This is a genomic window from Streptomyces scopuliridis RB72, from assembly GCF_000718095.1.
Taxonomy (GTDB): Bacteria; Actinomycetota; Actinomycetes; order Streptomycetales; family Streptomycetaceae; genus Streptomyces; species Streptomyces scopuliridis.
Genome location: NZ_JOEI01000018.1, coordinates 263,653 through 285,025 on the forward strand (window position 1 = coordinate 263,653; position 21,373 = coordinate 285,025).

Annotated in this window: 20 protein-coding genes; 14 read left to right on the forward strand and 6 right to left on the reverse strand. The window is 72.3% G+C overall.

Annotated elements, in window-relative coordinates; translation table 11 throughout:
• The first annotated feature begins 223 nt into the window (after positions 1–223).
• From IF11_RS0123640 to IF11_RS0123650, 3 genes are all read left to right on the forward strand, one after another.
• Positions 224–1,756: an aldehyde dehydrogenase (NADP(+)) gene (locus tag IF11_RS0123640; RefSeq protein ID WP_030353711.1), complete on the forward strand. Its 1,533-nt coding sequence runs from the start codon at positions 224–226 to the stop codon at positions 1,754–1,756.
• A 46-nt stretch (positions 1,757–1,802) separates the two neighbouring features.
• Positions 1,803–2,420 (forward strand): DUF1349 domain-containing protein, encoded by a 618-nt coding sequence (locus tag IF11_RS0123645; protein WP_030353712.1) that lies wholly within the window; start codon positions 1,803–1,805, stop codon positions 2,418–2,420.
• Positions 2,421–2,483: 63 nt separating this feature from the next.
• Positions 2,484–2,990, forward strand: a complete 507-nt coding sequence (locus tag IF11_RS0123650; protein ID WP_240627716.1) for a GNAT family N-acetyltransferase — start codon at positions 2,484–2,486, stop codon at positions 2,988–2,990.
• Here the strand turns inward: IF11_RS0123650 and IF11_RS0123655 are convergent.
• Both IF11_RS0123655 and IF11_RS0123660 read right to left on the reverse strand, forming a co-directional pair.
• Positions 2,987–4,330, reverse strand: coding sequence for an aldehyde dehydrogenase family protein (locus tag IF11_RS0123655; protein WP_030353714.1), 1,344 nt, complete (start codon positions 4,328–4,330; stop codon positions 2,987–2,989). The genes IF11_RS0123650 and IF11_RS0123655 overlap by 4 nt on opposite strands.
• Positions 4,327–6,669: an MMPL family transporter gene (locus IF11_RS0123660; RefSeq protein WP_051746152.1), complete on the reverse strand. Its 2,343-nt coding sequence runs from the start codon at positions 6,667–6,669 to the stop codon at positions 4,327–4,329. Before IF11_RS0123660 ends, IF11_RS0123655 begins: the two co-directional genes overlap by 4 nt.
• Positions 6,670–7,321: 652 nt before the next feature.
• On the opposite strand from IF11_RS0123660, the gene IF11_RS0123665 reads away from it, so the two are divergent.
• The 11 genes from IF11_RS0123665 to IF11_RS0123715 all read left to right on the forward strand — a co-directional run bounded on the left by IF11_RS0123665 (position 7,322) and on the right by IF11_RS0123715 (position 17,574).
• On the forward strand, positions 7,322–8,641 hold the full coding sequence (locus IF11_RS0123665) for an SDR family oxidoreductase (RefSeq protein ID WP_078490874.1): 1,320 nt from the start codon (positions 7,322–7,324) through the stop codon (positions 8,639–8,641).
• A gap of 38 nt (positions 8,642–8,679) precedes the next feature.
• Positions 8,680–8,928 carry a phosphopantetheine-binding protein gene (locus IF11_RS0123670; protein ID WP_037728381.1) on the forward strand — a complete coding sequence of 83 codons (249 nt, stop codon included), beginning with the start codon at positions 8,680–8,682 and terminating at the stop codon, positions 8,926–8,928.
• Positions 8,925–10,151 carry a beta-ketoacyl-[acyl-carrier-protein] synthase family protein gene (locus IF11_RS0123675; protein ID WP_030353718.1) on the forward strand — a complete coding sequence of 409 codons (1,227 nt, stop codon included), beginning with the start codon at positions 8,925–8,927 and terminating at the stop codon, positions 10,149–10,151. The genes IF11_RS0123670 and IF11_RS0123675 overlap by 4 nt, the downstream gene beginning before the upstream one ends.
• Entirely contained in the window at positions 10,148–11,404 is a 1,257-nt protein-coding gene (locus tag IF11_RS0123680) for a cytochrome P450 (RefSeq protein WP_030353719.1), read from the forward strand. Before IF11_RS0123675 ends, IF11_RS0123680 begins: the two co-directional genes overlap by 4 nt.
• 120 nt (positions 11,405–11,524) lie before the next feature.
• Positions 11,525–12,574 carry an iron-siderophore ABC transporter substrate-binding protein gene (locus tag IF11_RS0123685; protein WP_030353720.1) on the forward strand — a complete coding sequence of 350 codons (1,050 nt, stop codon included), beginning with the start codon at positions 11,525–11,527 and terminating at the stop codon, positions 12,572–12,574.
• Between the two features lie 29 nt (positions 12,575–12,603).
• On the forward strand, positions 12,604–13,596 hold the full coding sequence (locus IF11_RS0123690) for a FecCD family ABC transporter permease (protein ID WP_030353721.1): 993 nt from the start codon (positions 12,604–12,606) through the stop codon (positions 13,594–13,596).
• Positions 13,593–14,678 carry a FecCD family ABC transporter permease gene (locus tag IF11_RS0123695; RefSeq protein ID WP_078490875.1) on the forward strand — a complete coding sequence of 362 codons (1,086 nt, stop codon included), beginning with the start codon at positions 13,593–13,595 and terminating at the stop codon, positions 14,676–14,678. The genes IF11_RS0123690 and IF11_RS0123695 overlap by 4 nt, the downstream gene beginning before the upstream one ends.
• Positions 14,679–14,825: 147 nt before the next feature.
• Positions 14,826–15,176 (forward strand): hypothetical protein, encoded by a 351-nt coding sequence (locus IF11_RS0123700; RefSeq protein ID WP_030353723.1) that lies wholly within the window; start codon positions 14,826–14,828, stop codon positions 15,174–15,176.
• A 183-nt stretch (positions 15,177–15,359) separates the two neighbouring features.
• Positions 15,360–15,596, forward strand: coding sequence for a hypothetical protein (locus IF11_RS0123705; protein ID WP_030353724.1), 237 nt, complete (start codon positions 15,360–15,362; stop codon positions 15,594–15,596).
• A gap of 130 nt (positions 15,597–15,726) precedes the next feature.
• Positions 15,727–16,455 (forward strand): DsbA family oxidoreductase, encoded by a 729-nt coding sequence (locus IF11_RS0123710; protein WP_030353725.1) that lies wholly within the window; start codon positions 15,727–15,729, stop codon positions 16,453–16,455.
• A 69-nt stretch (positions 16,456–16,524) separates the two neighbouring features.
• Positions 16,525–17,574 (forward strand): aminotransferase class V-fold PLP-dependent enzyme, encoded by a 1,050-nt coding sequence (locus tag IF11_RS0123715; RefSeq protein ID WP_030353726.1) that lies wholly within the window; start codon positions 16,525–16,527, stop codon positions 17,572–17,574.
• 95 nt (positions 17,575–17,669) lie between these two features.
• Here the strand turns inward: IF11_RS0123715 and IF11_RS0123720 are convergent, their stop codons facing one another.
• The 4 genes from IF11_RS0123720 to IF11_RS0123735 are packed head-to-tail and all read right to left on the reverse strand — an operon-like array spanning position 17,670 to position 21,368.
• A complete protein-coding gene (locus tag IF11_RS0123720; protein ID WP_078490876.1) occupies positions 17,670–18,491 on the reverse strand; it encodes an amino acid ABC transporter ATP-binding protein in 822 nt (273 codons plus the stop codon).
• The gene (locus IF11_RS0123725) at positions 18,488–19,519 is read right to left on the reverse strand and encodes an amino acid ABC transporter permease (protein ID WP_078490877.1); all 1,032 of its coding nucleotides are present in this window, start codon (positions 19,517–19,519) and stop codon (positions 18,488–18,490) included. The genes IF11_RS0123720 and IF11_RS0123725 overlap by 4 nt, the downstream gene beginning before the upstream one ends.
• A 44-nt stretch (positions 19,520–19,563) precedes the next feature.
• Positions 19,564–20,529 (reverse strand): ABC transporter substrate-binding protein, encoded by a 966-nt coding sequence (locus tag IF11_RS0123730; RefSeq protein ID WP_037728383.1) that lies wholly within the window; start codon positions 20,527–20,529, stop codon positions 19,564–19,566.
• Positions 20,530–20,540: 11 nt separating this feature from the next.
• Entirely contained in the window at positions 20,541–21,368 is an 828-nt protein-coding gene (locus tag IF11_RS0123735; protein WP_030353730.1) for a nitrilase-related carbon-nitrogen hydrolase, read from the reverse strand.
• Between the last annotated feature and the right edge of the window lie 5 nt (positions 21,369–21,373).

Here is a 21,373-nt window from a genome sequence, read left to right on the forward strand (position 1 = left end):
CCTTCTCGCCCACTTGACTTGCTCTCCTGACCACTCTTGACCACACGGAACGCGCGGAAATAGAGTCCTTAACGATTCACCATCAGGAACTCTGTTCAGAATACCGAACAAGTCCCGAGAGGTGGCAGCGGTCCGTCACGTCGCTCGCTCGCCCGGTCGGTCTGTACGTCTGTACATCGGTAGTCGGTAGTCGGTAGTCGGTACGTCGGGAAGGAAAGTCGCGGTGGCAGCAGCACCAGTCTGGAGTGTCGACCCCCGAACAGGGAAGCAGCGCGAGCAGGTCGCGCACGAGGCCACGGCGGAGGAGGTCGACCGCGCGGTACGCGGCGCGCACGCCGCGCGGGCCGCGCTCGCCGACCGTACCGCGCGCGCCGCCCTGCTCCGTACGGCGGCCGATCTGCTCGACGAGGCGGGGGAGCACGTCATCGAGGCCGCGGACGCGGAGACCGCGCTCGGCCCCGTCCGGCTCACCGGCGAGCTCGCCCGTACCACCGCCCAGCTGCGGGCCTTCGCGGAGGTCGTCGACGAGGGCGCCTTCCTCGACGTACGCATCGACCACGCCGACGCCGACCGCACCCCGCCCTGGCCCGATCTGCGCCGCTGGAAGGTGCCGCTCGGGGTCGTCGCCGTCTACTCCGCCAGCAACTTCCCACTCGCCTTCTCCGTGCCCGGCGGCGACACCGCGAGCGCGCTCGCGGCCGGCTGCCCCGTGGTCGTCAAGGCGCACCCGGACCACCCCGCCACCTCCGAACTGTGCGCGTCCGTGCTGCGCAGGGCCGCCGCCGAAGTGGGGCTGCCCGAGGACGTGGTGAATCTGGTGCACGGCTTCGAGGCGGGCGTCGAGCTCGTACGGCACCCGCTGGTGTCGGCGGCCGGCTTCACCGGTTCCATCCGCGGTGGACGCGCCCTCTTCGACGCCGCCGCCGCCCGGCCCACGCCCATCCCCTTCCACGGCGAGCTGGGCTCCCTCAACCCCGTCGTGATCACCGAGGCCGCCGCGGCCGAGCGCGCCGAGCAGATCGGTGCGGGGCTGGCCGGCTCGATGACCCTGGGGGAGGGGCAGTTCTGCACCAAGCCCGGTTTCGTCCTGGCGCCGGCCGGTGAGCCGGGCGACCGGCTGGTGAAGTCCCTGACGACGGCCGTCAGCGAGACCGAGCCCGGAGTGATGCTCGACCACCGGATGCGGGACGCCTTCGTCGCGGGCGTACGCGAACGGGCCGCGCTGCCCGGCGTGGACGCCCCGATCACCCCCGGCGCCGGCGGCGAACACACCGTCAGCGCGGGCTTCCTGACCGTGGACGCGGAACTGCTCGCCACCGAGGGTGCGCACGATCTGCTGCTGGAGGAGTGCTTCGGTCCGGTGACCGTCGTCGCGCGCTACAGCTCCCCGGCCGAGATCACATCGGTACTCTCCCGGCTCCCCGGCAATCTCACCGCCACCCTCCAGCTCGCCGAGGAGGAGGCCGACGGGACCGCGCCGGGCGCCGCCCAGCTGCTCGCGGAACTGACCCCGCTGGCCGGGCGCGTCCTGGTCAACGGCTGGCCGACCGGTGTCGCCGTCGCCCCCGCGCAGCACCACGGCGGTCCCTACCCGGCGACCACCTCCACCTCCACCTCGGTCGGCGCCACGGCGATCGAGCGCTGGCTGCGCCCGGTCTCGTACCAGTCGACCCCGGCCGCGCTGCTCCCGGCGGAACTGCGCGACGACAACCCCCTGGACCTGCCGCGCCGGGTGGACGGCCGTCCGGAGAACTGACAACCGAGAGCCGAGCACTGCGAGCCGAGCACTGTGAGCCGAGTACATGAGTGACCAGACGATCGACCTGCCGGAACTGCCGTTCCCGCTGCGGGCGTACGGCCCCGAGGGCGCGTGGCGCTACGCGGACGGAGCGCTCACCGGCCGGGCGGGCGCCCGCCAGGACCGCTTCGTACCACCGTCGGGCGCGTCCCTGGAGCCGGCCTCCGACGCGCCACGCCTGCTCGGCGCCCCGGACGGCGACTTCCAGCTGATCGCCCGTGTCAGGGTCGGCTTCGCCGCCGCCTTCGACGCGGGCGTGCTCGCTCTGGAGGCCGACGCACAGCACTGGGCCAAGCTCTGTCTGGAGCTGTCACCGGAGCGTCCGACGATCTGCACGGTCGTCACCCGTGGGCACTCCGACGACGCCAACTCCTTTGTGGTGGACGGCGACAGCTACTGGCTGCGGATCAGCCGCACCGGCCGGGCGTTCGCCTTCCACGCCTCCCCGGACGGCGAGCGGTGGACCTTCGTCCGCGTCTTCACGCTGGGCACGCCCGAGCAGGCCGTGGCGGCGCGCGTCGGCTTCCTGGCGCAATCACCCACGGGCGAGGGATGCGCGGTGACGTACGACAGGATCGTCTTCCGGCCGGAAGGGCTCGCGGACGCGCGGGACGGCAGCTGAGATTCCGCCGCCCGCGGCCTCAGGGGCGCAACCGGCCGCCGCCCCGGGCGCGTCCCCCTCTCCATGAGCTTCCCTCCGAGCCTTCCGGTGATCAGGGCCGCGGTGCCCGACGACCTCGACGCCATCGCGGTTCTGCACGCCGAGGCCCGTGCCACGTACTACCGCGGCCGGCTGCCGGAGGACGACTACGACGGCCCGGCCGAGCGCGCCCGTACCCGCGCGGGCTGGACGCGGGCCCTCGCCGGGGCCGACCCGGACGCGGCGGTGCTCTGTGCCGTGGACGACTCCGGGCTCGCGGGCATCGCCGCGTACAGTCCGGTCGAGGGCGTCATGACGCTCACCCAGCTCCACGTCGCTCCGGCGCGGTGGCGCCGCGGCATCGGCAGCGCGCTGCACAGCGCGTGCGTCGCGGCCTGGCAGCGCGCCGGAGCCGGTACGGCACGGCTTGAGGTGTACGAACACAACACGCGCGCCCAGTCCTTCTACGCCCGGCACGGCTGGTACCCCGATCCGCACCACCCGCGCCATGACACTCACCTCGTGCTGCGGTTCGAGGTCCCGGGGCCCTAGCGGATGTCATCGGCCGGCAGCCCCGCGAACTGGGTAGCGAGGTGGGCGGACCGGCCGTTCGTGATCAGGGTGGCGTGCCGGCCGGTGTGGTGGGCGAGCGCGAGGACGTCGGACCAGTGGGTGTAGCGGACGACGAGCGCGAGCGGTCCCGGAGGGATGGCGGCGAGCAGCGCCGGATCCGGTAGCGGACCGGGTCCCGGGCCCGGCGCGGTCCTGGCGACGACGGGTTCGTGCACGTACGGGGCGAGGTCCGGACGGTGTCCGCCGGTGAGTACGGGATGGAGCCGGGCGTCGTGGGCGATGCTCCGCGCGAAGCGCGCGAAGTCCGCGCAGGGACCGCTCCCCGGGAGCGAGGACAGGGCGGAGGACCGCGCGCCCGGTGCGCCGCCCGCCGGCAGATGGGCGGCCAGGTTGGCGAGCCGCCGCTGGAACGTGGCGTGGTGCGTGTCGTGTACGGCGACGATCGGCGCGGCCGTACAGCCCTGCCCCGCCCGGGAGAAGCAGGCGCGGCCGGCCTGCGCGACGGCCGTACGCAGCCGGGCGTCGTGCCGTACCACCAGCAGGCCCGGCCGGCGCGCTCCCGGGCAGGGCGCCGGGCAGCAGGGCGGGATCACCGTCTCCGCGTGTTCGTCGAGGACCGCGGCGGTCGGCGAGCCGGGCGGGGCGATGACCAGCCGCCAGATCCCGGCGGGAAGACCGGCCGCGACCGCCGCCGCGCACAGTCGCGCGGCGAGCACGGCGGCGCGTGGGGAGACATGGCTGAGGACGGCGCTGCCGTCGAGGAGCGCGGGTACGGCGGCTTCGAGCAGCGAGGCGAGCGGCCTGCTGTCGTCGGTGTGCGTGGCGACGGTCGTGGCGGGTCGCCGCCGGGGCAGTTCGCGGACGAGGGGCACACCACGGGCGTGCGGCACACCACGGGTGCGCGGGAGTTCGCGTACGCGCGGCGGGACCGAACGGCGGCCGGGGCGCAGGGCGCGTTCCGCGGCGCGCAGTTCGTCCGCCGTGTCCGTGCCGCACAGACCGGAGCCATGGGCCAGCAGCTCACCGAGGTACGTACGGTGCCGGGCGATCCAGCGGTCCAGCCGGGCCAGGGCGGCGCGGCGGTCGCGCTCCGGACGCCGGGCCCAGACGCGCTGCGCGTCGGTCGCGGTGGCGATCGCCGCGAACACATCGGCGGGCGTGGAGTGCGGCACGGTCGCGGCCGGCCTGCCGGTCAGCAGGCTCCGTACCTCGCTGACGGGCCCGCTGCCCCTGGTCGCGAGGGCGTGCAGCGCGGCGGCGGGCAGCGGGCCGCCGAGCAGCGGGGTGGCGGTGACCCGGGGCGGGGGGAGCGGGGTCATCGGCGGCCTCCCACCCGGGTGGCGGGTCCGGCCGTGGGCTCGGTGGCGGGTTCGGCGGCTGCTTCCGCGGTGGGTTTCACGGGCGCGAGCGGGCGCGCGGCCGGGGCGGGGGACCGGCGGCGGATCCCCTTCGGCAGCCACCAGTTGACCGGCCCCGCCAGTGCCATCACCGCCGGAACCAGCAGCGGACGGATCAGCAGGGCGTCGATGAGAAGGGACAGCGCGACGGTCACCCCGATGAGCTTGATCACCGTGATGTCCGCGGCGGCCAGGGCGAGCAGGACGGCGATGACGACACCGGCCGAGGCGGTGAACAGCGGCGCCGCCGCCTGGAGTCCGGCCGCCGTGGCCCGGACCGTGTCGCGCGTACGGGCATGGGCCTCGCCGATCCGGGAGAGCAGGAGGACCTCGTAGTCCATGGAGAGCCCGAAGGCCAGACAGACCGCGACCATCGGGGTCAGTAGATCGGTGGTGCCCGTGACCGTGAAATCACCGGTCAGGAAGCGCAGATGGCCCTCCTGGAAGATCCAGACCATGCCTCCGGCGGTCGCCGTGAGGCTGAGCAGATTCATCAGCAGCGCCTTGACGGGCAGGAAGAGGCTACGGGTGAACAGCGCGAGCAGGGCCAGGGTGCAGAGGGTGACCAACACCGCCGCGTAGGGCAGCCGTTGGGCGAGGGCGGCCTTGATGTCGGCCAGCTCCGCCGCGGGACCGGCGAGGCGGGGTCCGGCGGGGGCACCGGTCTCGCGTACGGCATGGGCCAGCCGTGTACTCGCGGGGCCGTAGGCCGCCACGGGGCCGTTCACGGCGACCCAGGTCCCGGCCGCCGCGCGATGGCGGCCGGCGAGATCGGCGCAGGTGGCACGGGACATGGCGGGATCGCCGGGCCGGGCGGGGCAGCTCAGCAGGGGGCGTCCCGACGCGTAGAGACCGGTGACGGTGCGCACCCCGTCCGCTCCGGGCAGCGCGGACAGCCGCCGGGCGTAATCGTCCAGCGCGGCCAGGCGCTCCGGGGAGCCGTCGGCCCGCCAGTGCGGCAGCACCACATCGAGGGAGGAGGCGGCGACCGAGGGCAGCTCCGCCTGTAGGGCGCGCGCCGTTGTGGCCACGGGCGCGGTGGCGGGGAGTACGCGTTCGTCGCTGAGCCCGAAGACGGCGCGTTGGAACGGCAGCGCGAGCGCGGCCAGGATCAGGACGACCCCGACCGTGACCACCAGCGGACGCCGCATGGCCGCGGTCGCCAGCCGGTACCAGCGCCCGTCCTCCGGCGCTCCGCGCAGCCGCCGCCGCGCGAACCAGTCGGTGCCCGCCCGGCGTTCGCCCAGACAGGCCAGCGCGGCGGGGACCAGCAGGAGCGACGCCGCGGCGGCCAGCGCCACGACCGCGAGGCCCGCCCAGGCGAGGGAGCGCAGAAAGTACAGCGGGAAGAGCAGCAGACCGGTCAGGGCGGCCCCGACGACGGCCGCGGAGACGACGACGGTGCGCCCGCCCGTGATCATCATCCGGTGCAGCGCGTCGTCATGCGGGGTGCCGCCGGCGCGTTCCTCGCGGTAACGGGCCACCAGGAACAGGCTGTAGTCGACGGCCATCGCCAGACCCACGGCGGTGGTGAGGTTCAGCGCGAACACCGACACGTCCGTCACCTCCGTCAGCGCGCGCAGCACCGCCAGCGCGCCGGCGACCGCCACCGCACCGACGGCCAGCGGCAGCAGGGCCGCCCACAGACTTCCGAAGGCCCAGAGCAGCAGAAGCAACACGGCGGGGGCGGCGAGGAGTTCGGCCGTACGCAGATCGCGTTCGCTCTGCGACTCCAGGTCTCTGAGCGCCGCTGCCTGCCCGGTCACGCCGACCTTCAGCGGACCCTGATCGCCGGTGACGTCGGGCAGCAGCCGGTCCACCGCGGCACGTACCTCACCGGCGCCGCCCCGCAGCCGTACGAGCGCCACGGCGGTGTGCCCGTCCGGTGTGCGCAGCGCCCGGGTCAGCGCGGACGCGTCGGTCACGTCCGTCCTGGGCGGCGCGGGACGGCCCCCGCGTACGGCGCCGGTCCAGTAGGAGTCCACCCCGCTGACCCGGCTGTCGGCGAGCAGCCGGGAGACCAGCCGCTCCCCGGCGCGCCGGGCGCCGGGTGTGTCGACGCCGCCCTCGGCGCGCGCGAGCAGTACGAAGCCGGGGGCGCCGCCGCCGAAGTCCTCCATGGCCCTGAGGGCTTGGGCGGAGGGCGCGGACTCGGGGACGAAGCCGCCGCTGACCAGCCGGGCCGCGACGTCGTAACCGGCCAGTGCGCACAGCAGGGTCACCATCGCGGCCAGCGACAGCACGGCACGGCGGTAGCGCACGGCGCCGCGCCCGGTCGCGGCCAGGCCCTGTCCGGCCGATCTTCGTGGGCCCGTGACGCCGCAGTGACATGAGCCGCTGCCGCGGCGGGCCGCACCTCGCCGCGTTGCCGGAGTCGCCCAAGCACGGCCGGGCCATCCACAACGCCGATCCTCCGCCTTGCGATGCTCTCCCGTGGCCTTAAGGGCACGGGGGTACCCCCTGCGCCAGACTGCCGCGGGCTGATCCACGAAGATCGACCGGACAGGACCTGGCAGCCGGCTCACGCCCCTGGGCGTCTTCGCGCTCCCGGGCTCGGCGCCGATGTCGCGCGCGTCCATGCGCCGCTCCTTCCGGTTCGGTGTACGACGATCGGCGTACGACGAGGGGGCAATGCGGACGAGGGGCAATGCCACGGAGGGAACGACGCGGTGCCCGTCTCCGGCACGGCCGATACCGGTCCGCCTTCACACGAGTGAATCCATCGGGCTATACGTAAAGCAGGTAAGTCACTCGATGGAGTGGAAGGCCCTCTCGCCGCGCATAAGGAGCGGTTAAGGCCGGTCGGCCGGGATAAGTTCGGTCTCCTCGTGAGCCGGTTCCGGGTGAACTCCGGGGCGATGAGTGGGTCTCCGAGCGAGTGGACGCTCCCCGCGAAGAATGTGAAGAGACGGCATGCCCGACCCCGAATTGCCCGACCCAGAACCCGAATCCGCATCCGAAGTGCCCGGCCCCGGCCCCAACCCGGACCCCCGTCCCGCCCCGTACAACGGCCCCGCCGCCAGCCCCGGCCCCGAACCCCGAGCGCCCGGCCCCGGCCCCGGCTCGGCCACCCCCGCCCTGGCCGACTCCACGATCGCCGTCAGCGGAGCCACCGGCTTCCTCGCCTCGTATCTGCTGCTGCATCTGCTGCCGCAGGGCACCCGGGTGGTGGCGCTGGTACGCAAGCCCCCGCACCGGGCCATGGCCTCACTCGCGCTGGCCCTGCGCTCGGCCGGGGCGCCGGCCGAGACCGTACAGCGGGTGGCGCACCAGGTACAGGCCGTTCAGATCACCCTCGACCGTCCCCGACTCGGCTTGTCCGAGGGCGAGTTCCAGGCCGTCGCGGACAGTGTGGACGCCGTTCTGCACTGTGCCGCGCTGACCAAACTGCACGGAGACGCCGGGGAACTGCACCGCACCAATGTCGAGGGCACCCGGCAGATCCTCGCGCTGGCCGCGGCCGGCCGCCGCGCCCCGCAGCTGTTCCATGTCAGCACCGCGTTCGTGGCCGGAGCGCGGCTCGACGGCGTCGTACCGGAGCGGCAGTTGGAGGCGTCCGGCTTTCTCACCCCGTACGAGGAGTCCAAGCACCGCGCCGAGCGGCTGGTCCACGACTGGGCGCGTACGCAGGGCCGGTGCGCCACGGTCTTCCGGCCCAGTGTGCTGCTCAGCGACCGGACCGCCCTGCCACGCGCCCCGCAGCACACCTATGCCGTACTGGCCGCCAAGCTCGCCCTCTTCCTGAGGCACGGCCCCCGGGCCCTCCTCGACGCCTCCTCCGCCCCGCTCGACGCCACGGGGAGGCTGACCATCCGGCTGCTGGGCGCCCCGGACGCCAGCATCAATCTCTTGCAGGTCGACGCCGCGGCCCGCGCGATGCTGCGCCTCGCCGAGCAGGCGACCACCACCGACACCTCGGACGTCCCGCCCGGGGCGCGCGTCCACCACATCGTGCACCCGACCGAGACACCGGTGACCCGGGTGAACGAAGCGCTCCAGCGGTCCGTCCCCTGGCTGCGTCTCGCGCTGGTCCCCGAACGGCCCTGCCCCAGCGGCCTGGAGCGTGCCGTGGATCTGTACGGCGCCGAGGCCACGGCCTATCTCGGGCTGCGGCGGCGCTATGAACGCACCAGCCTGTGCGAGCTGGAACGCCGCCGGCTGGTACGCCCCCCGGCCCCGGTCGACAACCCGTACCTGGACGCGGCACTCACCCCACCCCTCATGGCCCGCTGACGCGGCCACCAACCCGAGGAGAGACCATCAGCGATTCGATGGAAGCCCGGATCATCGCCATCGTCACCGAGCACTTCGGCATCGACCCGGCCGAGATCACTCCGACCACCACCTTCGAGGACCTGGACATGGACTCGCTCGCCCTGGCCGAGACCGTCGTCGTCCTGGAGGACCAGCTCGGTCTCGAACTCCCCGAGATCGAGGGAGCCTTCTCGCCGGCCGTCACGCTGGCGCAGGCCGCCGAGGCCTTCGCGCAGCTGCGCGCGACAGCGGCCGCCGCCTCATGACCCGGCGCTCGGTGTCGGTCACCGGCCTCGGTCTGACCACCCCCGCGGGCGTGGGGACGAAGGCGACCTGGGAGCGGCTGTGCGAGGGCACCTCCACCGCCGCGCCGGACGACCGGCTGGCCGGTCTGCCCGTCGACTTCTCCTGCCGGATCCCGGACTTCGACGCGTCGGCGGCCATCGGCCGGCGGATCGTCTGGCGCACCGACCGGTTCGTGCATCTCGCGCTGCTCACCGCGCGGGAAGCCCTCGCCGACTCCGGGCTCGACCCGACGGACTGGGACGGCGACCGGGTCGGGGTCGTCATCGGTGTGGGCGCCAGCAGCCAGGACACCGCGCCGCTCTCGTACGAACAGCTGGCACGCGGCGCCCACCGGGCGCTCTCGCCGACGATCGTGCCCCGCTCCATGCCCAACATGGCGCCCGCCGAGATCGCCATCGACTGCCGGGCCACCGGGCCCAACTTCGCGGTCAGTACGGCCTGTGCCTCCGGCGCCACCGCCCTCGGTCTCGCCCACGATCTGATCATCTCCGGGACCTGCGACATCGTCATCGCCGGAGGCAGCGAATCCGCCGGATCCTCGCGGCTGGCCGCCGGAGCGTTCTGGCGGATGGGCGCGCTGTCCACGCGCCGGCACGACCCCGCCGGGGCCTCCCGGCCCTTCGACGCGGACCGGGACGGCTTCGTCCTCGGCGAGGGCGCGGGCATCCTCGTCCTGGAGGAGACCGGCCACGCCAGGGCCCGCCGGGCGGCCGTCCACGCGCGGCTGGCCGGTCACGGGTCCAGCTGCGACGCCCACCACTGGACCAGCCCGCACCCGCGGGGACGCGGCACCGTACAGGCGCTGGGCACCGCTCTGACCGGCGCCGGACTCACCCCCGCCGACATCGGCCATGTCAACGCCCATGCCACCTCGACACCGGCCAACGACATCAGCGAGGCGGAGGCCCTGCGTACCGTCTTCGGTACGCCGCCGCCCGTCACCGCCACCAAGAGCGTCATCGGGCACGCCATCGCGGGCGCCGGGGCGATCGAGGCCGCGGTCAGCGTGCTGACCCTCACCACCCAGACCATCCATCCGACCGCCAATCTGGACCGGCCCGACCCCGCGATCGGCCTCGACATCGTCAGCAAAGTGCCCCGGCAGCACCGGATGAGCGCCGTGGCCAGCACGTCCGTCGGCTTCGGCGGGCAGAACACCGCCCTCGTCTTCACCACCGCATGACGGGCGCACCTCTGCCGACCCCGGGTCCGGTCCCGGTCTCGGTCCCGCTGGCCTGTCCGGCGCTGCACGAGCGCGGATTCACCGCCGCCGCGCAGCGCCTCACCGCACCGGACGGGCCCGCCCTGCGTCCGGTCACGCTCGGCGGCGGTCTGCGCGCGTGGGCCGCCACGGACCCCGCCGTGGCGCGCGGTGCCCTCACCGACCCGCGGCTGACCAACGACATCGGTGAGGTGGGCGAGCCGGTGCAGGGCTTTCCCGACCGCCGCTACCCCGAGGACTTCTTCTCCCACGCGCCGCAGCTGCTCTCCGCGTCCGGGGAACGCCACCGCGGGCTGCGCCGTATCGTCGCCCCGTACTTCACCGCCGCCGCGACGGAGCGTACGGGCGCACGGCTGCGGAATGCCCTGGCCCGGATCCTCGGCTCGCTGGCCGGGCGCGACCGGATCGACATCGTCACCGATCTCGCCCTGCCGCTGGCCGGGGCGACGGCCGGGGAGATCCTGGGCATCGTCCCCGAGCGGTGCGACGCGGCGGTGACGGCCGCGCTCGCCGCCAGCGGCGCGGTCCCCGGCACCGAAGAGGCCCGGTCGGCGCACCGCGTCTTCGCCCAGACCGTCCTGCACATCATCGGCACGGCGCGCCGCTCCCCGGTCCCCACCGCCGCCACGGCGCTGCTGCACGCCCGGCAGAGCGGGCGGATCGGCAACGCCGAACTGGCCGGGATGCTCGGCATGCTGCTGATCGGTACGGTCGACTCGCTCTCCACCGTCGTCCCGGCGGGCGCCCTCATGGCCCTGCGGCGCCCCGAGGTACGGCACGGCCTCGGCGACGGTCACGGCGGCGGCCCCGCGTATACGGCGGCGGTCACCGAGGAGATCCTGCGGCTGAATCCGCCCTTCCAGCACACGGGTTGGCGGTTCACCCGGGACGACTGCGCCCTCGCGGGCGTCCCGCTGCCACGCGGCGCCGTGGTCGTCACGTCCGTACTCGCCGCCAATCTCGACGCCACCACCTGGCCCGACCCGCTGCACGCCGACGCGCACCGCCGTACCGCCGCCGGGCATCTCTCCTTCGGGCACGGCCCCCATTACTGCCTCGGCGCGGCGCTCGGGCGCCGGCTCGTGCACGAGGCGCTGACCGGTCTCTTCCGCCGCTTCCCACGGCTGAGCCTCGCCGTACCCCTCGGTGAACTCACCTGGCACGGCACGTGTTTGCGCCGGCTCGACCGGCTCCCCGCGGACACTCACCCGTAGGTCCCGGCAGGGCGCCAGGGAGGGGCCGGTTGAAGGCAGATCTCACTTAGCTTAGGCTTGCCTAAGTGCTTGCGATCGTGGGGTGCGTCCACGCTGCCCACAAAAACCTGAAGGACATTCATGCCAGCCTGGTTCACCCGCGCGCGTCGTCGGACGCTCGCCGCCTCGGCCACCGCCGCCGCGTTCGCACTCGTTCTCGGCGGTTGCTCGTCGGGCGACCCGGAGCCCGCCGGCGCGTCGGACAGGAGCGGCGGATCCGGAGCCTTCCCGGTCACGATCAAGAGCGCCCTCGGCGACGCGAAGATATCCGAACAGCCCGAACGTGTCGTCACGTTGGGGCAGGGCTCCGCCGAGACGGCCATCGCGCTCGGCCACACGCCCGTGGGTATCGAGAGCTATGAGTGGGGCAGCGACAAGACCGGCTATCTGCCGTGGATCCACGAGGCCGTGACCAAGGCGGGCGACAAGCTGCCGACGCAGTTCACGGGCGGTGAGGACATCGACTTCGAGGCCATCACCGAGCTCGAACCCGATGTGATCCTGGCCCCGTGGTCGGGCGTCACCCAGGAGCAGTTCGACATCCTCTCCGACATCGCGCCGACCGTCGCGTACCCCGATCTGGCGTGGAGCACGAACTGGGACGAGCAGATCGACCTCATCGCCAAGGCGCTGGGGCAGCCCGCCGAGGCGAAGACCCTCACCTCGAAGATCGAGAAGCAGCTCGCCGACGCCGCGGCGACCCGGCCGGACTACAAGGACGTCTCGTTCTCGTACATCTACACCTCCGGCCCCGGCACCCTCGGTGTGTTCCAGAGTGAGGAGCAGCGGGTCGAGATGGTCTCGTCCCTCGGGCTCACCGTCGATCCGGTCGTGAACACCTTCAAGGAGACCAAGGGCACCGACTCCGCGCTGATCGGCCTTGAGAACGCCGAGAAGCTCGCCGACAGCGACCTGGTCTTCACGTTCTACACCGACGCCAAGACCCGCAAGGAGACCGAGGCGCAGAAGCTGTACGCGGCGATCCCGGCCGTCAAGCGCGGCGCCGTGGTCGCCAGTGACGACAACTCCTTCGTCACGGCGTCGTCCATCATCAATCCGCTCACCGTCCCCTGGGTCATCGACCGCTATCTGCCGCTGATCGACAAGGCCGTCGCCAAGCTCGACAAGTGACCCGAGCCCGATCAGAGAGACATGGCGGGATGACCAGCACCTCCCGGCGGGTGTACGCCCTGCTCATCGGGGTGGCCGTACTCGCCTGCGCCGTACTCGCGAGCGTCATGTTCGGCAGCAGGAACACCTCGTTCGGCGAGGTCCTCGACGTACTCTCCGGCACTGCCGATCCCTATGTGACCACCGTGGTCGAGAGCCGCTACCCGCGGACCGCGCTCGGGCTGCTCGCCGGGCTCTGTCTCGCCGTGGCAGGCACCCTGATGCAGGGGGTCACCCGTAACCCGCTGGCCGACCCCGGGCTCCTCGGGATCAACGCGGGCGCCGCCGCGAGCGTCGTCGCCGCGACGGCGTTCCTGGGGGCCTCGGGCACCACCGACACCATGTGGTGGGCACTGCCCGGCGCCCTGCTCGCCGGGCTGCTCGTCCATGCCATCGGATCGGCGGGGGCGAGTACGTCCCTGGTGCGGCTGGTGCTCGCGGGGGCGGTGCTCTCCGCGGTGCTGATGGCGTTCATCCAGGCCGTCACGCTGAGCAGGCCGAAGGTCTTCGACAGCTACCGGTACTGGGTGGTCGGCGCCCTCGGCGGCCGGGACTTCGATGTCCTGCTGTCGGTGCTGCCGTTCGCCGCGTTCGGGCTCCTGATCGCCCTGCTGCTGGGCCCCGGCCTCAATACGATGGCGCTCGGCGACGAGTCCGCCGCGTCCCTCGGGGCGAACCCGGCGCTGGTGCGCGGGGCCGGACTGTTCGCGGCGACGCTGCTGAGCGCGGCGGCGACCGCGGCCGTCGGCCCCATCGCCTTCGTCGGACTGGCCGTTCCGCATCTGGTGCGGGCGCTGGTCGGGGTCGACTTCCGGCTCCAGATCGCGTTCTCGGCCGTCGCCGGTCCCGCGCTGCTGCTCATGGCGGATGTGGCGGGCCGGGTCGTCCTGCGCCCGCAGGAGCTGATGGTCGGGGTCGTGACCGCGTTCATCGGAGCGCCCGCGCTGCTCTACGCCGTACGCCGGATGAAGGGGACCTCATGACGCCGACCCGGACCGGGAGCCGGACCGGGAGCCGGACCGGGGGACTGGCCTCGCCACCCGGTTATCTGACGGTCGGTCGCGTCGTGGCGCTGCCCGTGCGCCGTATCTCCGTGATCACCGCGGCCGTCCTGCTGATCCTGATCGTCGCGGGCGCGGTCGCCACGCTCTCGCTGGGGCGGCTCGGTATCCCGCTCGCCGACCTCGCGGGCGCCGTCACGGGCGGCGCGGAGGGGAAGGACGCGTTCGTACTGGAGCGGCTGCGCGGCCCGCGGCTCGTGGTCGCGGTGGGCACCGGCGCGGCGCTCGGCCTGTCGGGCGCGCTCTTCCAGTCCGTCACCCGTAACCCCCTGGGCAGCCCCGATGTGATCGGACTCAACGCCGGGGCGGGGGCGGGCGCCGCGATCGTGGCGCTGTTCCTGCCGGGGACGCTGCCGGTGCCGATGGGCGCGCTCGCCGGAGCCGTGTTCGCCATGGTGCTGGTGTACGTATCGACCGGGAGCGGATTCCGGAACCCGGGGCGGCTCGTGGTGGCCGGTATCGGGGTCGCCGCGATCGCCACGGCGGTCATCCAGTACGTGGTCTACGCCGTGGAACGGGACAAGGCGTCCGTCCTCACCGCCTATGTCAACGGCAGTCTGGCGGCCCGGTCCTGGGACGACGCCGGCACGATCTGGCTCGTGCTGCTCGTGGTGGCCCCGCTCACCGCGCTGATCGCGCGCCGGCTCGACATCGGCGAGATGGGCGACGAACTCGCCGGCGGGCTCGGCTCCGAGCCGGGGACGACGAAGAGCGTCGCCGTCACCCTGTCGATCGTGCTCTCCGCCGGAGCGGTCAGCGTCGCGGGCCCCATCGCGTTCATCGCGCTGACCGCGCCGCAGATCGCCAAGCGGCTCACCCGCGGCTCCGGCCCCCATCTGACGCTGGCTTCGCTGGTCGGCGCGTTGCTGCTGGTGCTCGCGGATCTCGCCGCGCAGCAGCTGCCCCTCTTCGAGAATCTGCCCGTCGGCATTTACACGATGGCCATCGGGGGTGTGTACCTCGGATATCTGCTGACCCGCGAATGGAGAAGGGGAATTCTGTGACCGCCGGACCGGCTTTCGCACGCGTGCTCCCCTTAGGTGTCAGAAGAGCGATTCCCGACCGCTTTCGGGTGACGCATCCGGCGATAAGCCGCGCGTGGGGGCCATGTCGTGGAGCCTCATGGCATCACGACAAAGGAGTCACCCCGCATGCGTCTTCGCGCTCCCCTGGCCGCCGCCGTCGGCGCCCTCGCCCTGCTCGTCTCCGTACCCGGCTCCGCTTCGGCGGCCGAAGGTGAATTCACCTATGTCTATACGGACATCGCGGGAAAGCCACGGGTCGGCGGACTGGTGGACCCCGACAACCTGGTCTGCATCACCCTCCCCGAAGCGGCCGGTGAATACGTACCGCCCGCGCATACGCCGCGCAACCACACGACGGCCGCCGCGCTCGTCTTCACCGGGCCGGACTGCGACGGCGAGGAATACACCCTCCGCCCCGGCGGCTCGGCGAGCGAGCGCCTCAAACTGCGGTCCGTCCTCTTCTTCGAGCGTTTCTGAAGGACACCGCCCGCCCCGTCCGCTCACCGAGCCGGACGGGGTGTTTCTCTGTCCACAGGGAGAGACCGGCCCCTGTTTCAACCGTCCGGGAAAGCGGGCAACCATGCGTCGTCGTTCCGTGGGCCACTGGATTCCGTGGACCACCACATTCCGTGGGCCATTACGCCGATCAGGAGACCGAGCATGGAATACGAAATGCGCGCGGAGTACGCGGAGGGCGCCTCACCCCGTGACCCGGAACCCCGATTCGAGGTATGGCACATCACGCGACTGGACCAGACGACCGCGCTGTGCGGGCGCGAGCTGGACCCGGACGCCGTCACACTGACGGCGGACGCGTGGGGCACGCCCGCCGGGCAGCCCCTCTGCCACGCCTGCGGTGCTTCCTACATCCACCAGGTGCCGCACCACCTCTCGTAAGGGCCTCCCGTGACGGCCTCTCGCGACGGCCGGGAATCCCACGGGGCGCGGATGCGTTGCCGAGGGGGCGGAGGCTGCCTCCGGACACCCCTGGTATACGACACCCACGACCCTGGAGAGAAGCGGAAACATGCGCGTCGAAATCTGGAGCGACATCGCCTGTCCCTGGTGCTACATCGGAAAGGCCCGGTTCGAGAAGGGGCTCGCGGCCTTCGCCCACCGGGACGAGGTCGAGGTGGTGCACCGGTCGTTCGAGCTGGATCCGGGGCACGCCAAGGGGGACACCGGGCTGGTCGTCGACATGCTGGCCGCCAAGTACGGGCGCAGCCGTACGGAGGCGCTCGCCATGGAGGAGGGCGTCGCCGCCAACGCACGGTCCGAGGGGCTGGGCTACCGGATCGAGGGGCGCGATCACGGCAGTACGTTCGACATCCACCGGCTGCTGCACCTCGCCAAGGCCCGGGGCCGCCAGGAAGAACTGCTGAACCTCGCGTACCGGGCGAACTTCGCCGAGGAGCGCTCCGTCTACGACCAGGAGACCCTGGTGTCGCTTGCCGTCGAGGCCGGTCTGGACGAGGCGGAGGTCCGCGGGGTGCTCGCCGACGCGGACGCGTACGCCGACGAGGTACGGGCCGATGAGCGCGAGGCCGCCGAACTGGGCGCGAACGGGGTGCCGTTCTTCGTGCTCGACCGGCGCTACGGCGTCTCCGGCGGGCAGCCGGCCGAGGTGTTCACGCAGGCGCTGGAGCAGGCGTGGCAGGGCCGTACGATCACGCCCGTCGGCACGTCGTCGCCGGACGCCGCGGTCTGTGACACCGACGGCTCCTGCGAGATTCCGCAGGCCGGGGCCCATTCATAAGGACTGCTTGGGTGTTCCCTTCACCATTGCGCAATTGACTATGAGGTGGCCGGGTTCCAGGGTGGATTCATGGACTCCCTGGGAGGCGCCGAGTTCGCGCCGGATATGACGTATCTGAACACGTCCAGCTGCGGTCTGCTGCCCCGCAGGTCGGTCGAGGCCGTACAGGCGCTGGCCCGGGACAACGCGACCGGCCGGGGCGGTGAGGGTGCGGGCGGTTTCGAGACCGTGGACGCCGCGCGCGACTCCTTCGCCCGGCTGGCCGGGGTCCCGGCCGAGCGCGTCGCGGTGGGCGGCTCGGTCGCCGTGCATGTCGGGCTGATCGCGTCCTCCCTGCGGCCGGGTGACGAAGTCCTCTTCCCCGAGGGCGAGTTCAGCTCCGTCATCACCCCGTTCGCCGTCCGCGGCGATCTCGTGCTCCGGTACGCGCCGCTGGAGAAGCTGGCCGGGGAGGTGCGGCCGGGCACGGCGCTGGTGGCCTTCTCCTCGGCCCAGTCCGCGGACGGCAGGGTCGCCGATCTGCCCGCGATCCGCGCCGCCGCGGCGGCGCACGGCGCCCGTACGCTGCTGGACGCGACGCAGTCGGCCGGCTGGCTGCCGCTCGACGCCGGGGCGTACGACTACACCGTGACCGGCGGGTTCAAGTTCCTGCTCTGCCCGCGCGGTACGTCCTTCCTCACCGTGACCGAGGAAGCGCAGGGGTCACTGTTGCCGCGGCACGCGGGCTGGGTGGCCGCCGAGGATGTGTGGGGCAGTACGTACGGTCCCGTCGAGCGGCTGGCCACCACCGCGCGCCGCTTCGACGAACCGCCTGCCTTCCTCTCGTACTACGGCGCCGAGCAGTCCCTCGCGCTGCTGGAGGAGATCGGAATCGACGCGATCCACGCCCATGACACCGCACTCGCCGCCCGCTTCCGTGCGGGACTGACCGGGCTCGGCCACGAACCGGTCCCCGGCGAGTCGGCGATCGTGTCCGTCCCTGGACTGACGGACCGTCACCCCGATCTGCGGCGGGCGCGGGTGGCGGTGTCGGTACGCGCCGGGTACGTACGGGCGGCGTTCCACCTCTACAACACCACCGCCGACGTGGACCGGGCGCTGGACGTGCTCGCCGGCTGAGCGGTGCTGAGCGGTCGGCGGGGCTGTTGACGCGCGCGTCACCGGGGACGCCTTCCGGAGCCGGACGTCTTCTACCTTCCGGAGCCGGACGTCTTCTAGAGGAAGCGTCCCAAGAAGGCCCGGGTGCGTTCGTGGGTGGGGTGGTCGAGTACCTCCCGGGGCGTGCCGCTCTCCAGTACCCGCCCGCCGTCCATGAAGACCACCCGGTCCGCCACCTCCTTCGCGAAGCCGATCTCATGGGTCACCACGAGCATGGTGAGACCGTCCCGGGCCAGATCGCGCATCGTGGCCAGCACCTCGCCGACGAGTTCCGGGTCCAGGGCGCTGGTCGGCTCGTCGAAGAGCATCAGCTCCGGCCGCATCGCCAGGGCGCGGGCGATGGCGACGCGCTGCTGCTGGCCGCCGGAGAGCTGGCGCGGATAGGCGCTCGCCTTGTCCGACAGGCCCACGCGCTCCAGCAGCGCCAGCGCCGTCTCCCGTGCCTCGGCCTTCGGCGTACGGAGCACCCCCACCGGGGCCTCCATGACATTGCTCAGCACGGTCAGATGCGGGAAGAGATTGAAGTGCTGGAACACCATGCCGATGTCACGGCGCTGCCGGGTCACCTCGCGGGGGCGCAGATGGTGGACGCGGGAGCCGGACCGGCGGTAGCCGATCAGCCGGCCGCCGACATGGATGGAGCCCGCGTCGATCTGTTCCAGATGGTTGATGCACCGCAGGAAGGTCGACTTGCCCGACCCGGACGGGCCCAGCAGCACCACGACCTCGCCCGCGCGCACTTCGAGGTCGATGCCGCGCAGCACTTCCAGGTGGCCGAACCGCTTGTGGACATCGTGGGCCACGACGAGGGGCGGGCCCGCCGTCGCCGGATCCACCGGGTCCGCCGGGGCGTCCGTCGCGAGAGCGTCCTTGATCATCGGGTCTCCTTCTCCGGTGTCGACGGTGTCGACCGCTCCCGCGCCGCAGGGAACGGGGCCGCGCGGCGGCGGAAGAACGCGAAGTCCCAGAAGCCCTGGGGCGCGTTACGGGTCGCCCCGCGCGCGTAGTACCGCTCGATGAACGACTGGCCGACGTACAGCACGGACGTCATGACCAGGTACCAGAGGCACGCGACGATCAGCAGCGGGATGGTCTCGAAGGTGCGGTTGTAGATCGACTGGACGGTGTAGAGCAGATCGGCCAGGGCGATGACGCTCACCAGCGAGGTGGCCTTCATCATGTTGATCACCTGGCTGCCGGTGGGCGGCACGATGAACCGCATGGCCTGGGGGAGCACCACGCGCCGCAGGATCCGCGCCCTGCCCATACCGAGCGCGGCGGCGGCCTCCGTCTGGCCCTGGTCGACGCCGAGCAGACCGCCGCGCACGATCTCGGCCATGTACGCGGCCTCGTTGAGACCGAGGCCGAGGATGGCGGCGAGCAGCGGCGTGATGAGCGAGTTGGTCTGCCCGCCGATGAACTCCGGCCCGAACGGCACCCCGAACGAGATCCGGGGCAGCAGCGCCGAGAGGTTGTACCAGAAGACCAGCTGCACCAGGACGGGGATGCCGCGGAAGAACCAGACATACGCCCCGCAGACCGCGCTCAGCACGCGGTTCTCCGACATCCGGCCCACCGCGACGAGTACGCCGCCGACGATGCCGATCAGCATGGCGACCACGGTCAGCTCGATCGTCGTGGCGATGCCCTCTCCGATGACCTGCGCGCCGAAGTAGCCGCCGACGGTGGACCATTCGAAGTTCGGGTTGGTCACCAGGAAGTGGCCGAGCTGCGCGGCCAGGACCGCGAGGACCAGGACCGAGAGCCAGCGCAGCGGATGACGGACGGGGGCGGCTCCGGCCACGTCCACGGCGGGGACCGTGTCCGGCGCGGCGGCGGTGTCCTCCTGTGCGGACTGCGTGGCCTTCGTGGTGGTCGTGGTGGTCGGGGAGTGTGCGGTGGCCATGGTCGGCTCACCTCCTAACTGGGATCGGACGCCGAGGACCGGGATCAGGCGCCGAGGTTGACACCGGGCTTGTCGAGCTGGTTGGCGGACAGCCCCCACTTCTTCATGACCTGGCCGTAGGTGCCGTTGTCGATCAGCTTCTGGATCGCCTTGACGAGTACGTCGCGCAGCGGCGAGTCCTTGGCGACGACGGCGCCCTGGTACAGGTCGTCGAAGCCGTTGGACTGGCCCGTGCCGGTCAGTTCCAGGTCGCCCTTGGCCTGCGCGACGAAGTAGGTGAGGGGCGCCTGCGAGGAGAAGAAGGCGTCGGCGCGGCCGGAGCGTACGGCCAGGATGGAGCCGGGCTGGTCCTTGTAGGACTGGATCTTGACGGCCGGCTTGCCGTCCTTGACGCACTTCTCGTTCTGCGTCTTGATCACGCCTTCCGCCGAGCCGCCGCCCATGACCGCGATCCGCTGCCCGCAGGTGCTGTCGAGGTCCTTGATGCCGTGCGGGTTCCCCTTCGGTACGGCGAAGACGACGAACTCCTGTACCCAGTCGACGAAGTCGTTGGCGCCCTGGCGGTCCTTGAAGTCCCCGACCGGGCCGATGGCGAGGTCGTAGCGGCCCGCCTTGATACCGGTCAGCTCGCTGGGCAGGCCGTCCGCCGTCACATGCTCGATCGTGACGCCGAGGAGCTGCCCGAGCGCGTCGGAGAGATCGGCGGAGGCACCGGTGAGGCTGTGCCCGTCGGAACCGGCGATCTCGTACGGCGGGAAGGAGCCGTTGTTGACCGACACCAGCTTGCCGGAGGTACGCGCCTTCTCGGGCAGCAGCGCGTTCAGCTCCTTGTCCACGGTCAGTTTCGTCTGTGCCGCGGAACCGGTGCCGGCCGCGCTGTCCGTGGCGCCCTGGGACTGGGGCGGGTTGGTGCCGCAGCCCGCGAGGACGAGACAACAGGAGAGGGCGGTGGTGGCCGCGAACGCGGCACTCTTCGGAAATCTCTTCGGAAATGTCTTCGGAAAACTCATCGGGACTCTCATCAGTGGGCTCCGGATCCTGCGAGGGGGAGGGGGAGGGGGATGACGGTCGGGTCGACGGCGAACCGACGGTTGGCCAGGACGGGCAGCGCCCGGCGGGCCGCCGCCGTGATGCCGGGGTCGGCCTCGGCCCAGGCGAGACCGCGTACGGCGGCGAGCCGGGAGCGGACGGTGCCGAGCGGGTCCACGACGAGGCTGTTGCCGATATTGCGCGGACCGCACTCGCCGCTGGCTGCCACCCAGCAGGTGTTCTCCAGCGCCCGCGCCGTGATCATGACCTCCCAGTGGCGCTCCTTGGCCGGGCCGCGCACCCACGCCGCGGGCAGCGCGAGCACCTCGGCGCCCGCGTCGACGAGCAGCCGGGCCAGCTCGGGGAAGCGCACGTCGTAGCAGGTCATCAGGCCGACCTTGGTGCCGGCCACCTCGATGACGACGGGCGGCTCGTCCGCAGGCCGTACGTTCGCCGACTCCTGGTCGCCGAACGCGTCATAGAGATGGATCTTGCGGTAACGGCCGACCAGCTCCCCGTCGCGCAGCGCCACGAGTGTGTTGAACACCCGGCCGTCGTCGGACGGTTCATGGATTCCGACGACGACGGTGACATGGCCGCCGACGGTGGAGGCACGCAACTCGGTGACGAACGGGCCGTCCAGGGGCTGGGCGACCTCACGGATGCGGTGGCGGTCCTCGGTGAAGCGGGCCAGGACGCCTTCGGGGAGTACGAGCAGATCGGCGCCGCCCCGCTCGGCCTCGACGGTCAGCTCCTGGCAGGCGGCCAGATTGTCCTTCCAGTCAGGGGTGGCGGCGAATTGTCCGACGGCTATGCGCATGGTGA